This window comes from uncultured Arthrobacter sp., assembly GCF_964021775.1.
Classification (GTDB): Bacteria; Actinomycetota; Actinomycetes; order Actinomycetales; family Micrococcaceae; genus Arthrobacter.
In genome coordinates, this window is record NZ_CAXHZI010000003.1 from 55,577 (window position 1) to 69,316 (window position 13,740).

Below are 13,740 nucleotides of genomic sequence, written 5' to 3' on the forward strand. Positions count from 1 at the left end.
GGGCGGGGGAATCGGCTAAGGCTTTGATCGAACCAGCTTAATAGAGATGCGGACCATAGTGCGGCCGGCGGCGTGGTGGGCCAGCCCGGGCCGCGGCGTTCTCTAACCTAGGAGGATGGTCAGGCAAGGCAATTCAGGAACTCGCGGTTGGGGACCGAAGGCTTCCGCCAAGGCAAAGGCCAGCGGCAGGCAGGCGCGGAAGCCCGTCAGCCCCGTTTACCGACGTCGCCGGCTCTTCGCCGCGGCGATCCTGCTGCTGGTGCTTGCCCTCGCGGTGGGTGGATTTGCCGCGATCTCAAACGCCATGAACGGGGCAACACCGCAGCCCGCCGCCAGCGGCTCGCCCCGGCCCGAAACGCCGGTGATTACCGGCACCGCAAGCCCGCAGGCCTCCGCGACGTCCAGCCCGAGCGCCGGTTGCGACCAGAAGCTGCTGACGGTCTCCGCGGCCACGGACAAGGCCGCCTACGCGGCAGGTGAGAACCCGCTGCTCACCCTGAAGGTCACCAACGGAAACCAGGTGCCCTGTGAGGTCAACATCGGGACCTCGCAGATGGAATACCTGGTCACGAGCGGCTCGGACCGGATCTTCTCGTCCAAAGACTGCCAGGCGGAAAGCAGCGACCTGGTCAAGACCATCCGCCCCGGCCGCAGCGAGACGGCGAACTTCCCGTGGCAGCGCAACCGCACGGTCCAGGGCTGCGCCGCGGTCGACGCGAAACCCGCGGGAGGAACCTACGTCTTCACCGCCCGGCTGGGAAACAAGACCAGCCCCAGGGCCGTCTTCCAGCTCGGTTAAGCCTCTTCGATTGCTCCGCAGGTGCCGTTTTGGCGGTCCAAAAGGGCGGTTACGGAGCAGCCGGCGGGGGTTAGAGGAACCGGTCCAGCAGGCTGGCCTCGGCCATCCGGCTCAGGCCCTCGCGGACGGTCCGGGCACGCTGGTCGCCGATGCCGTCCACTGTCATGAGGTCATCAATGGTGGCGGCCATCAGGAACTGCAGCCCGCCGAAGTGGTCCACCAGCCGGTCGGCGACGGCCTTCGGCACCGCCTTGAGGCCGGAAAGCAGGCGGTATCCGCGCGGCTGCACCACGGCGTCGAGGTTCGCCTCGCCGCCGGCGAAGCCGACGATCCCCGCGATTTTGCCCAGGTCGATCAGCTCGGTGGGGCCCAGGTTCACGAGGGCCTTGACGGCGTTGTCGATGTCCGCGGCGGACGCGCTGGGACCCGAGTAGTCCCGGATGATCACGTCGCTGCCCGGCCCGCGTCCCACGGTCAGTTCGTCGAGCTGCAGCGAGAGCAGGCGGCCGTCCTCGCCGAGTTCCAGCACGTACTGGGAGATCTCCTCGGAGATGCGCCGCACCATCTCCTGGCGCTGCAGGGTCACGGCCACGTCGCGGACCGTCACCATGGCCTCGATCTCCAGGGCCGAGAGCGAACTGGTGACCTGGTCCAGGCGCGAGCGGTAGCGTTCCAGGGTGGCAAGGGCCTGGTTGGCGCGGGCCAGGACCTTTTCGGAGCCCTCCAGGACGTGGCGCAGGCCGTTCACGTAGAGCGCGATGATCTGCATCGACTGGCTCACCGAGATCACCGGAACACCGGTCTGGATGGCGACGCGTTCGGCGGTCCGGTGCCGGGTTCCCGTCTCCTGGGTCTCGATGCTTGAATCCGGGACCAGCTGGACTCCGGCGCGCAGGATGTTGCTTGCGTCCTTGTCACAGACAATGGCGCCGTCCATCTTGGCCAGTTCCCGCAGCCTGGTGGGGGAGAAGTCGATGCCGATCTCGAAGCCGCCGGAGCAGATGGATTCGATGGTCCGGTCGATGCCGAGCACGATCAGGGCGCCGGTGCGGCCGCGGAGGATGCGCTCCAGTCCGTCCCGCAGGGCAGTGCCCGGTGCCACCCTGGCCAGCGTCGCCTTCAGCGCATCCTCGGGACTCCGAGCCATAGGTTTTCCCTTCAAAGGTGCAGGTCGATGCCCGCAAGTACACCGGTTTTTATCGGTTTTCCACCGCTGGCCGGCAAGAACAAAAGTGCCCGGTTTCCCGTATGCACCATCATAGGGGCAACGGCGGGCGGTTTCCGCACGGTCAAGCCTCAAAGTGGCCCATTCCCGCCGTGCCCGGGGCACCGCGCAGACGGGTATCCGCGTAGAAGCTGGAAACCGCATTTTCGCCGGCCAGTCCGGGCCTGCCGCGGCCTGCGATAAACTTGGAGTCTTGGGTGTACCGCGGGCTCTCCGCGCCGTGACCCGTCCACAGCCGCAGCGAAAGTAGCACCGTGTCTCAAGAAGTCCACAGCCCCGCCCGAGTCCAGGAGATTCACAAGCAGGCAGCCCGGCGCCGGACCTTCGCAGTGATCTCCCACCCCGACGCCGGCAAGTCCACGCTGACCGAGGCGCTCGCCCTGCACGCGAAGGTGATCGGCACCGCCGGCGCGTCCAGCGGCAAGGCTAACCGCAAGGAAACGGTCTCCGACTGGATGCAGATGGAAAAGGACCGCGGCATCTCGATCAGCTCCGCGGCGCTGCAGTTCGCCTACCGGGACACGGTGATCAACCTGCTGGACACCCCGGGCCACGCGGACTTCTCCGAGGACACCTACCGGGTGCTGGCCGCCGTCGACTGCGCCGTGATGCTCGTGGACGCGGCCAAGGGCCTGGAAACCCAGACCATGAAGCTCTTCGAGGTCTGCAAGCAGCGGAACCTGCCCATAATCACCGTGATCAACAAATGGGACCGTCCCGGCCTGGACGCCCTGGCCCTGATGGACGAGATCACCGAGCGCACCGGCCTGCAGCCCATGCCGCTGACCTGGGCGGTGGGCATCTCCGGCGACTTCCGCGGCGTCTGGGACCTGCGCAATGACCGCTTCGCCCAGTTCAAGCGCAACAACGCCGGAGCCAACATCGCGCTCACCGAGTACTTCACCCCGGAGGAGGCCGCCGCCAGCCAGGGCGGCGACTGGTCCAACGCCGTGGACGAGGCCGGGCTCGTGATCGAATCCAACCTCGCGTTCGACGTCGACGCCTTCCACGCCGGCAAGGCCACGCCCATCCTGTTCAGCTCCGCCGCGCTGAACTTCGGCGTGAAGGAAATCCTCGACGCCCTGGTGGACTTCGCCCCGCCGGCCGCCCCGCGGCCCGACGTCGACGGCGCCGCGCGCCCGGTTGATGACCCGTTCGCCGGGTTCGTCTTCAAGGTCCAGGCCGGCATGAACAAGGCCCACCGCGACCACGTCGCGTTCATCCGGGTCTGCTCCGGCGTCTTCGAACGCGGCATGGTGGTCACGCAGGGCCGCACCGGGAAATCCTTCGCCACGAAGTACGCCCAGCAGGTCTTCGGCCGGGAACGCGAGGTGATCGACGAGGCCTTCCCGGGCGACGTCGTGGGCCTGGTGAATGCGTCCTCGCTGCGCGTCGGGGACAGCCTGTTCCTGGAGAAGCCGGTGGAGTTCCCAGCCATCCCGCTGTTCGCCCCCGAACACTTCCAGGTGGCGCGATCCAAGGACCCCAGCCGCTTCAAGCAGTTCCGCCGCGGCATCGAGCAGCTCGAGCACGAGGGCGTGATCCAGGTGCTCCGCTCCGACATCCGCGGCGACCAGGCCCCCGTGCTGGCCGCCGTCGGCCCGATGCAGTTCGAGGTGGTCGAGGACCGGATGGCGCACGACTTCAGCGCCCCGATGCGGCTCGAGCGGCTGCCGTACTCGCTGGCCCGGATCACGACGGCGGACGCCATGCCGGCGCTGGCCAACGTTCCCGGCGCCGAGGTGCTGCTGCGCTCCGACGGCGAGTACCTGGCACTGTTCAACGACGTTTGGGCCCTGCGCCGGATCGAGAAGAACCACCCCGACCTGACGCTGGTGCCGATCGGCACGCACAACCCCGCAAAATAGCCGGAAACTTCCTCACCCCAGGTCTTCCTGAATCCGCATTCCGCGGTATCATAAGTAACCTTGCTAATTTCGCGGGCGCTGGCGCTGGGGGCCGGCTTTGAGGACTGATCCGTCCGATTCCATGTGCGGACCCGTATCGAGGGAACACGAAAACTCGTTGACAATAACTATGGAATCCGGCTTTCTGCTCAGCGGACGGTACCGGATCGATGCCCTCCTTGGCAGGGGAAGCCAATCGACTGTTTACCGCGCGCACGACGAACTCCTGCAGCGCGAGGTGGCAGTCAAACTCTTCCGCAATGACGCGGACGACCTTGAGCACACCCGCCGGCAGGGCCAGGAAGTGCGGATCCTCGCTGGAATGAGCCACCACGCCCTGGTGACACTATTCGACGCCGGCGCAGACCTCAGCAGCCCGGACTCCAGGCTCACCTACCTCGTGATGGAACTTGTGCGCGGGCAGGACCTGCGCCACCGGTGCCTGCAGGGGCCGCTCTCCGCCGCGCACATGGCCCACATCGGCTACGACCTCGCGGACGGCCTGTCCTACATCCACCACCACGGGATCGTGCACCGGGACATCAAGCCGGCCAACATCCTGCTGGTGGACTACAGCAATGACGACCGCCGGCCCCGGGCCAAGCTGACCGATTTCGGCGTCGCCGCCATCCTGGGGCACAACCGCGCGGACGACGACGGCGGCACCTCCGGGACACCGGCCTACCTGAGCCCGGAACAGGCCGCCGGCGAACCGGCCGGCCCGGCCAGCGACATCTACTCCCTCGGGCTCGTGCTGCTCGAAGGCCTCACCGGCAAGATGGCCTACCCGGGCGCGCCGGTCCAGTCCGCCGTCGCACGGTTGCTGCACGACCCGCAGATTCCGGAGGAGCTCGCGCCGATGTGGGTGGCGCTGCTGTCCTCCATGTTGTCCCGGGATCCGGCCGCGCGGCCGCTCGCCCGCGAGGTCTCCCTTGCCCTGCGCCAGGAAGTCATCAACGGCGCCGGCCGCCACCGGCAGCTCCCTAACGCCGCAACGACGGACGAGGAGGGCCGGATGCGCGCCGTCGAGCGGTACCGGATCCTCGACACCCCCGGGGACGGGGCGTTCGACCGGATCGCGGCGCTCGCGGCCCGGGTGTTCTCGGTGCCGGTCGCGATCGTCAGCGTCGTGGACCACGACCGGATCTGGTTCAAAGCCCACCACGGCACCGACGTCACCGAGATCGGCCGGGACCCGGGGCTCTGCGCCTCGGCGATTCTGCAGGACGGACCCTGGATCGTCGAGGACGCCCTAACGGACCCCCGGACCCTGTCCAACCCGCTGGTGGCCGGCGAGTTCGGGCTGCAGTTCTACGCCGGCGTTCCGCTGCGCACCCCGGACGGCCACAACCTGGGCACCTTCTGCATCCTGGACCGGGAACCGCGGGAGTTCACCGCGGAGGACACCCGGACGCTCGAAGACCTGGCCGCAATTGTCATGAACGACCTGGAGATGCGGCTGCAGAGCCGCGAGGCGATCGCCAGCTAGCGTCAGCGCCTGCCGGCGTGCAGCGCGAGCTCCAGCTCAAACCGGGCCACCGGGTCCTCCAGCGCGTCGCCGAACAGCTCCCGCAGCTGCGCCGCCCGGTAGCCCACGGTCTGCGGGTGGATGCCCAGCTCGGCGGCCACGGGTGCGCGCTGGCCCCAGTGACGCAGCCAGGACAGCAGGGTCTCGGCGAGCCGCTCGCGCTGCGCCGGGCGGAGCCCCTCCAGCGGCGCGAGGCGGCGGTTGGCCAGCTCGGTAATCGCGGACGGCTCGGCGCCGAGGATCACCGCCGCAAGGTGCTCATCGGCCCAGATCGGCGGATCCTCCGGCCCGTCCCGGTGCGGCAGGACCGAGGCGGCCAGCACGGCCAGCCTCAGGGATTCGGGAACTTTCTCCCAGCCGCCGGCCGGGCCCACGGCAGCGCCGCGGCCCCGCAGCGCCTTATCCAGGTCCTTCCGCGCGGCGGCGGAGTTGCGCGCCGGCACCAGCGCGACGGCGTCGGTCTCGCGTTCGATCACCAGTGTTCCCGGGCCCAGCCGCAACCGCAGCCCGGCGGCCCGGTCCACCGGCAGCGTCACCACCGTCATGCGCTGCGGCAGCGACCAGTCCGCCATGGCCGCCGTCTGCCGCAGCGCCGCCTCGTCCGCCTGCCCCAGCAGCAGCAGGTCCAGCAGCTCGGTGCGGCGCCGGTCCACCGCACCGGCGCGTTCGGACTGCTCAAAGGCATAGGCCTCGGCGCTGACCGCGGAGAGCTCGTCGATGTAGGCGAGGATCGATTCGCCGAGGTCCACCACCACGTTCTGGCCCAGATGGTGTTCCACCGAGACCTTCGACATCTCCCGGAACGTCACCCGGGCGCCCATCCGGTAGGCGCTGAGCAGCGCGTCCATGCTCCTGCCCTGCCGGAACTCGCCGCTGCCCAGGCCGGCGACCAGCTGCCGGCTCTCCTCCGATAGCGCCGGCAGGGTGGTGCCGGGCAGCTGCAGGAAACGGTCCAGCGCCGTCGCCACACCGCGGCGCAACCCGCGCCCGAATCGGCCCTCGATCGGCCGCGCATAGGCGGGGACCAGCTGGGGCACGGCCTCGATGATGGCCTCCACAATGCCGGGCATCGTGGGCCGGAGCATGTCGCTGACCTCCTTGGGCAGCGCCAGCCACGGCGGGTCGTAGGCGGGGTAACCGGGGTGGCCGGCGGGCGAAGTTTCCATGGCGGGATTCCAAAAGTTGTTGTGCGGCGATAGTTTCTTCGAGTCGATCGTATGCCTTGGGTGAAGAAGTATGACGCAGGCTGACATAGGCTAGGTAGATGATCCGGCTCCGTAAGCTGGCGCGCGCCGCATCTCTACTGACCACCCCCTTAGCTCCAGAAGACATTCTGTCGCTGTTCAACCCCGTGTTTTCTGCCCGCCAGTTACGCGGCGTGGTTACCCGGGTGGTTCCAGAAACGGCCGATTCCGCCACCATTTTCTTCCGTCCCGGCCGAGGCTGGCAAGCGCACCGCGCAGGCCAGTGGGCCCGCATCGGCGTCGAACTCAACGGCGTGCGCCACTGGCGGTCCTACTCGCTCAGCGCACCCGCCGGCGAGGACCCCGCCATCACCGTCACGGACATGGGCGCCGTCTCCGGGACCTTGGTCCGCACCACCAAGCCGGGCGATGTCCTCTTCCTCGCGCCGCCGCAGGGCGACTTCGTCCTGCCCGAGCATCCGCGCCCGCTGCTGATGCTCACCGCGGGCAGCGGCATCACCCCGGTGATGTCCATGATCCGCACCCTGGTCCCGCACCGCCCCGACGCTGACGTCGTCCTCATCCACACCGCGCGAACGGCGGCCGACGCCATCTTCCGCGAGGAACTGGCCGAACTCGCGGACCAGTTCCCCAATTTCAAGGTCACGCACTGGTTCACCGGCGAACGCGGGCGGCTGGATTTCAGCACCGCGGCCGGGCTGGACGCGCTGTGCCCGGACTGGCGGGACCGTGCCGCCTACGCCTGCGGTCCCGAGGGTTTCCTCGACGACGCCGAGGCGCTCTGGCAAGCCGAGGCGGCTCCGGGGACCTCCGAGGCGGCCGCAACCCTCACGATCGAACGTTTCAGCACCAACCTGGCCGGCGGCGAAGGGCACGACGGCGGGCTGGTGACCTTCGAAGCCTCGGACCGCGAAGTCGAAGCGGACGGCGATACGCCCCTGCTCGACGTCGGAGAGGACGCCGGGGTGCTGATGCCCAGCGGCTGCCGGATGGGCATTTGCCACAGCTGCCTCATCCCACTCCGCGCCGGCCAGATCCGCGACCTGCGCACGGGCGAAGTCCACGGCGAGCCCGGCCAACTAATCCAGACGTGTGTCTCGGCAGCCGCCGGACCCGTTAACCTCGACCTCTGAGGAGAACCCACATGACCACACTTGCAGACAAGCCGGACCTTGCCGAAGGCTCCAGCACTGGCACCGAGTCCGGCTCCGCCGGGACGCCCGCCGCAGCCGTAAAGAAGCGGCCCGGGGCGCTCGCCGAGACCGGCAGCCCGCTGCTGCGCCCGCCCGCCGCGGCGCACCTGTCCGACGAGCAGGTCGCCGAGCTGGGCCGTGAGCTCGACGCCATCAAGGACGACATTCTCGCCAAGCGCGGCTCCTCCGACGCCGCCTACATCCGGCGCATGATCAAGATCCAGCGCGGCCTGGAGATCTCCGGCCGCGCCGCCCTGCTGGTCAGCAAGAACAAGGCGGCCTGGGTCACCGGCACCACGCTGCTGAGCTTCGCCAAGATCCTGGAAAACATGGAGCTGGGGCACAACATCCTGCACGGCCAGTGGGACTGGATGCGGGACCCGGACATCCACTCCACCACCTGGGAATGGGACTTCGTCACGCCGGCGCGCTCCTGGCAGCACACCCACAACGACCTGCACCACCGCTGGACCAACGTCGTCGGCAAGGACAACGACATTGGGTACAACCTGCTGCGGATGGACCCGCAGCAGGAATGGAAGCCCTTCAACCTGGGCAACCCGCTGTACAACGCGCTGCTGGCCCCGGTCTTCGAGTGGGGCATCGCGATCTACGACCTCGAACTCGTGGACTACAAGGAGGGCAAGAAGTCCAAGGAGGCCCTGACCAAGGACCTCAAGGCGCTCGGCCGCAAGGCCCTGAAGCAGTTCACCAAGGACTACGCCGCCACGCCGGCCGTCGCCATGCTCACCGGCTCCGGCAAGCAGGCCCTGTACGGCACGCTTACCGCCAACGCCGTCCGCAACGTCTGGGCGCACGCGGTGATCTTCTGCGGCCACTTCCCGGACGGGACGGACACGTTTACCGAGGAAATGGTCGACGGCGAGACCCGCGGTGACTGGTACGTGCGCCAGATGATCGGCTCGGCCAACATCTCCGGCTCCAAGTTCATGCACCTGATGACCGGCAACCTCTCGCACCAGATCGAGCACCACCTCTTCCCGGACCTGCCGTCCAACCGCTACGCCGAGGTGGCGCCCAAGGTCCGGGAAATCTGCAAGCGCTACGGCCTGCCGTACACCACCGGCCCGATCTGGAAGCAGGTCGGCTCCACCTGGGCCAAGATCTTCAAGCTGGCCCTGCCGCCCAAAAAGGCCTAGGCCCCCGCGGGTCCCGCCGCTGCGTTCCGTTCTTGAGCCGGGCCGGGCTAGGCCTTGACCGCCACCCCAAGAACGTGCGCCAGCGGCGGGTTGCCGGGCAGGACCGCGAAGCCGAAGCGCTCCAGGGCCTCCACGGCCAGGCCCGCCTCGACGATGCTGGCGGCGGTGTCCCGGTTCGGGTGGCAGCCGCCGGCCAACCGGCTCCAGAGCGGAGTGATCAGGTCCTCGGCCGCGGCCAGCACGCGGTGGGCGGAGCGGACGTGCTCGTAGAACAGCAGGCGGCCGCCGGGTTTCAGGACCCGGATGGCTTCGGCCAGGACGGCGGACGGTTCGGCCACGCTGCAGAGCACCAGGCTGGAGACCACGACGTCGACCGAGGCGTCCGCGGCCGGCAGCGCTTCGGCGAATCCGTTCCGCACTGTGATCGGCGCCGGCGCGGACGCCGCTGCGGCCACGGCCAGCGCCCTGAGCGTGGGGTCCGGTTCGAGCGCCAGCACCCCCGACACCGCCGGCGGGTAGAACGGGAACGTGGCGCCGTAGCCTGCCCCGATTTCGACGACGGCGCCGTGGGCTGCCGCCACGAGCCGCCGCCGGTGGGCCGCGGCTCCCCGGGCGTCCATCCGCGGCCCCACCCGGGCGTAGGAGCGTCCGAAAGACGGGGCGTGCTCCCCGGCGTCCATGGGCAGCTGTCCGCTCAACGGACCTCCGCCGGATTGAGCTTCAGCCGCCGCAGCAGCTGGGCGTTCAGCGCCACCACCACGGTGGAGGCGGACATCAGCACCGCCCCCGCCGCGGGGGACAGGACGATTCCGGCGAAGGCCAGGGCGCCGGCGGCCAGCGGGACGGAGATGACGTTGTAGCCGGTAGCCCAGATGAGGTTCTGCCACATCTTGCGGTAGCTGGCCCGGGAAAGGTCCAGCATCGACAGGACCGCCCGGGGGTCGTTGCCGGCCAGGACGACGCCGGCGGATTCCATTGCGACGTCGGTACCGGCGCCGATCGCGATGCCGACTTCGGCCCGGGCCAGCGCGGGGGAGTCGTTGACGCCGTCGCCCACCATCGCCACCTTCAGGCCGCGGGACTGCAGTTCGGCGACCTTCTTGTCCTTGTCGGCCGGGAGGACCTCGGCGAAGACCTCATCGATGTTGAGTTCCTCGCCGACAGCGTGGGCGACCTGCCGGGCATCGCCGGTGATCATCGCGACCTTGATGCCGCGGTCCTGCAGTGCCTTGACGGCCTGCCGGGACTCGCTGCGCACGGCGTCCTCGAGACTGACGGCCCCCAGGATTTTATGCCCGTCCATGACGTGCAGCACGGCCGCGCCGCGGTCCATCCAGGCCCGGGTGGCCTGTGCCAGTGCCTGCGGTTCCTCCGCCCCGAGGTCACGGAGCAGGGCCGGGCCGCCGACCTGGATCGTTTTTCCCTCGACCGTGGCGCGGACGCCGCGGCCCGTCATGGACGAAAAATCGGTCGCCGCGGGAATCTGCAGGCCCTGCTCCCGCGCTGCCCGGACGATGGCCCGCGCCACCGGGTGCTCACTGTCAGCCTCCACGGCCGCGGCCAGCGCCAGGAGGCTGTCCCGGTCCACGCCCTCGGCGGCCGCGACGTCCTTCAAGGCGGGTTCGCCCTTGGTGAGCGTTCCGGTCTTGTCGAAAAGGACGACGTCGACGGTCCGCATCCGTTCCAGCGCCATCCGGTTCTTGATCAGGACCCCGGCCCGGGCGGCCTGTTCGGTGGAGATCGCGATGACCAGCGGGATGGCCAGGCCCAGGGCGTGCGGGCAGGCGATCACGAGCACCGTGACGGTGCGGGTGACGGCGTCGGGAATGCTGCCCAGCAGGGACCAGACGATGAACGTGATGACGCCGGCGCCGGCGGCAAAATAGAACAGGAACGCTGCGGCCCGGTCGGCCAGGGCCTGGGCCTTGGACGAGGAAGCTTGCGCCTCGGCCACGAGGCGCTGGATCCCGGCCAGTGCGGTGTCATCCCCGACGGCGGTGACCTGCACGCGGACGGTGTTGTCCGTGGCGACGGTCCCGGCGACGACCTTGTCCCCGGGTGAGCGGAGGGCGGTCTTGGATTCGCCGGTGATCATCGACTCGTCGACCTCGGCCTGGCCGTCGACGACCACGCCGTCGGCCGGCATCCGGGCGCCCGAGCGGACCAGGACCGTGTCCCCTGCGACGAGTTCGCTGACTTTGACGGTTTCCGTCCCCGCGGCGGTGATCCGGTCCGCCTCGTCCGGCAGCAGCGCGGCGAGGGCGTCGAGCGCGCCCCGCGCCGAGCCGAGGGCGCGCATCTCGATCCAGTGCCCCAGCAGCATGATCGCCACCAGGAGGGCCAGCTCCCACCAGAAGTCGAGGTCGAAACCGCCGATCCCAAGGCTGGTGACCCAGGAGGCGACGAAGGCGACGCTGATGGCCATGGCAATCAGCAGCATCATGGCCGGTTTCCGGCTCTTCAGTTCGTCCAGGCCGCCCTTGAGGAAGGGCTGGCCGCCGTAGAAGAAGATGACCGTTCCCAGCACCGGCGGGATCCAGGCCGAGCCGGGGAAGACCGGCGGCACGTAGCCGAGCAGATGCCCGAACATCGGGCTGAACAGCACCACCGGCACCGACAGTGCCAGCGTCAGCCAGAACCTGTTCTTAAACATCGCGACGCTGTGGCCGGCGTGCTGGCCGTGGCTGTGCACCAGATGCTCATCGTCCCCGCCGGGCTGCGGCCGGTGGTCGTGGCCGGAGTGGCCGGGGCCGGCGCCGGCCGGGAGTTGGTCGGTCTTTACGCTGTGCTGGTGTTCCATGGTTCCTGCCTCCGGAGAAGTCGCGGCTGGTCCTGATTCCAGTTCCCAACATACCCCTGGGGGGTATGCTTGGCAATACTGCCGGTGCGCAGTCCGCGGCTGCCGGGCCGGGTCAGCGCACCTCGATGACGCCCATCATGCCGAGGTCCTCGTGGTCCAGGATGTGGCAGTGGTAGACGGTGCGGCCGGTGAAATCCCGGAAGTCGATCCGGACCGTGACCTGCCCGTTGGCCGGCACGTTGACCACATCCCGAAGGGTGGCCTTTTCCACGGCCCGGCCGTTCTCCGCGATGAGCTGCATCGGCCACACGTGCAGATGGAACGGGTGGTCCATCGTGCTGCGGTTGACCAGGATCCACTCCTCGACTGTCCCCGCGGCCACAATGGTGTCCGTCCTCCGCTCGTCGAAGGCCAGGCCGTTGATGGTGAAGTCCATCCCCATCAAGGGCCCCATCCCACCGCCCTGCCCCGGCCCCATCGGCGTGGCAAGCACCAGTTGCCGGCGCGCGGCGACCGCGGCGGAGCGCAGCTCGGGCGGTGCCGGTCCGGCTGCGATGACGGGTGCCGGCGGGGCGGGATCGCCGGCCACAACCAGCGTGGCCAGGGTGGTGCCGGCCGGATCTTCCGCCCCTTCCTGGCCCGCCGGCCCGCCGGGCCCCATGCCGCGCCGGCCCATTCCGGGCATGGCTCCACGGTCGTAGGGCACGGCCCTGAGTTCGGATTGCCCGAGGGCGGCCGTGACCAGCAGCTCCGCCCGGTTCCCCGGCGCCAGCAGGACTTCCTGAACGTCCGACGGCGACTGGGACCGCCCGGAGTCCATGCCCAGGAGCTGGAGTTTCTGCCCGTCCAGCCGCAGCCGCAGGTACCGGGCCACGCAGCAGTTCACGATCCGCCACCGTTCCCGTTCCCCCGGCCGGGCCGTCATGCGGGGATTGGACTGGCCGTTGACCAGCAGGAGCGCGCCCACGCGTCCGGCCATCCGCTCCGGCAGGGAAGCCTCGGCCACGTTCCCGGCCCCGTCCAGGCTGGTGTCCGAGACCAGCAGCACGCGTTCCGTGCCGGCGGCTACGGGCACGGGGTCTTCGACGATGATGGCGCCGAAGAGACCGCCGGACACCTGGGCGGCGACCCGGCCGTGGTGGTGCGGGTGGTACCAGTACAGGCCTGGCGGGTGCCCGGCCGGGAGCCGGTATTCGTAGTCGAAGCTGCTGCCGGGGTCCACGGTCACGAACACGTTGTCGCTGTTGCCCTGCGGCGAAACGTGGAGCCCGTGCAGGTGCAGGTTGCTGGGTTCGGCCAGCTTGTTCACCAGTTTGAGCCGCAGCGCCTCGCCGGCCCGGAGCCGGAGGGTGGGACCGGGGATGCCGCCGTTGTAGCCCAGGGCCCCCGCCTGCAGCCCCGCCAGCGGGAACCGGCCCGGGGCTGCCTCAAGGCTGGCCGCCAGGGCGCCTCCCGTGCTGGTGAGCGTGGCCGGCTGGCCCAGGGACTCTCCGGTGACCGGCGCCGGTTGCGAATTGAGCGACCGCCACAGCCCGACGCCGCCGGCGACGGTGCCGGTCACTCCGAGTCCGCCCAGCAGCAGGGCGCTGCGGCGGCTGATGGGTGGCACTACGGACCCTCGCCGAGTTCCTTAACATGCTCGCGGTACTGCTCGGCCGTCAGCTCGCCCTTCGCGAAGCGCTCGTCCAGGATGAGCCGGGCGGGGCTTTTGCCGCCGGGTGTGCCAGGCGCCCTGCCCGGAAAGCCCGGCTGGCCGTAGGGCCCGGGATGTCCTGGCTGCGGTCCGCGGCCGGTGCCGCTGAAGACCCGCACCGCGAGCAACACGAGCACAGCGACTCCGATGAGGAGGAGCGCGCCCCAAAGCCACATCCACCACAGGTTCTGCCCGTAACCCCACATCATGACTGTTCCCTTCGCCAATGG

The 13,740-nt window shown here is 69.4% G+C and carries 11 protein-coding genes; 5 read left to right on the forward strand and 6 right to left on the reverse strand.

What is annotated here, in order from left to right:
• The first annotated feature begins 115 nt into the window (after window positions 1–115).
• Window positions 116–799 (forward strand): hypothetical protein, encoded by a 684-nt coding sequence (locus ABIN76_RS03855; RefSeq protein ID WP_346958403.1) that lies wholly within the window; start codon window positions 116–118, stop codon window positions 797–799.
• A 70-nt stretch (window positions 800–869) separates the two neighbouring features.
• Here the strand turns inward: ABIN76_RS03855 and disA are convergent, their stop codons facing one another.
• The gene (disA, locus tag ABIN76_RS03860; RefSeq protein ID WP_346958404.1) at window positions 870–1,946 is read right to left on the reverse strand and encodes a DNA integrity scanning diadenylate cyclase DisA; all 1,077 of its coding nucleotides are present in this window, start codon (window positions 1,944–1,946) and stop codon (window positions 870–872) included.
• Between the two features lie 332 nt (window positions 1,947–2,278).
• Here disA and ABIN76_RS03865 point away from each other — a divergent pair, with 332 nt between their 5' ends.
• Window positions 2,279–3,892, forward strand: coding sequence for a peptide chain release factor 3 (locus ABIN76_RS03865; RefSeq protein ID WP_346958405.1), 1,614 nt, complete (start codon window positions 2,279–2,281; stop codon window positions 3,890–3,892).
• A 169-nt stretch (window positions 3,893–4,061) separates the two neighbouring features.
• A complete protein-coding gene (locus ABIN76_RS03870) occupies window positions 4,062–5,420 on the forward strand; it encodes a GAF domain-containing serine/threonine-protein kinase (RefSeq protein WP_346958406.1) in 1,359 nt (452 codons plus the stop codon).
• Window positions 5,421–5,422: 2 nt separating this feature from the next.
• Here the strand turns inward: ABIN76_RS03870 and ABIN76_RS03875 are convergent, their stop codons facing one another.
• Complete coding sequence (locus tag ABIN76_RS03875; RefSeq protein ID WP_346958407.1) at window positions 5,423–6,625, reverse strand: helix-turn-helix domain-containing protein; 1,203 nt, start codon at window positions 6,623–6,625, stop codon at window positions 5,423–5,425.
• Window positions 6,626–6,723: 98 nt separating this feature from the next.
• Between ABIN76_RS03875 and ABIN76_RS03880 the strand changes: the two genes are divergently transcribed.
• Together ABIN76_RS03880 and ABIN76_RS03885 are read left to right on the forward strand one after the other, a co-directional pair.
• Complete coding sequence (locus tag ABIN76_RS03880) at window positions 6,724–7,797, forward strand: ferredoxin reductase (protein ID WP_346958408.1); 1,074 nt, start codon at window positions 6,724–6,726, stop codon at window positions 7,795–7,797.
• A gap of 11 nt (window positions 7,798–7,808) precedes the next feature.
• Complete coding sequence (locus ABIN76_RS03885; RefSeq protein WP_346958409.1) at window positions 7,809–9,017, forward strand: acyl-CoA desaturase; 1,209 nt, start codon at window positions 7,809–7,811, stop codon at window positions 9,015–9,017.
• A 47-nt stretch (window positions 9,018–9,064) separates the two neighbouring features.
• Here ABIN76_RS03885 and ABIN76_RS03890 read toward each other — a convergent pair whose 3' ends face one another.
• The 4 genes from ABIN76_RS03890 to ABIN76_RS03905 all read right to left on the reverse strand — a co-directional run bounded on the left by ABIN76_RS03890 (window position 9,065) and on the right by ABIN76_RS03905 (window position 13,719).
• The gene (locus ABIN76_RS03890) at window positions 9,065–9,715 is read right to left on the reverse strand and encodes a methyltransferase domain-containing protein (RefSeq protein ID WP_346958410.1); all 651 of its coding nucleotides are present in this window, start codon (window positions 9,713–9,715) and stop codon (window positions 9,065–9,067) included.
• A complete protein-coding gene (locus tag ABIN76_RS03895) occupies window positions 9,712–11,817 on the reverse strand; it encodes a copper-translocating P-type ATPase (RefSeq protein ID WP_346958411.1) in 2,106 nt (701 codons plus the stop codon). The genes ABIN76_RS03890 and ABIN76_RS03895 overlap by 4 nt, the downstream gene beginning before the upstream one ends.
• 112 nt (window positions 11,818–11,929) lie before the next feature.
• Window positions 11,930–13,426, reverse strand: a complete 1,497-nt coding sequence (locus tag ABIN76_RS03900) for a multicopper oxidase family protein (protein ID WP_346958412.1) — start codon at window positions 13,424–13,426, stop codon at window positions 11,930–11,932.
• A complete protein-coding gene (locus ABIN76_RS03905; RefSeq protein ID WP_346958413.1) occupies window positions 13,426–13,719 on the reverse strand; it encodes an SHOCT domain-containing protein in 294 nt (97 codons plus the stop codon). Before ABIN76_RS03905 ends, ABIN76_RS03900 begins: the two co-directional genes overlap by 1 nt.
• Window positions 13,720–13,740: the final 21 nt, after the last annotated feature.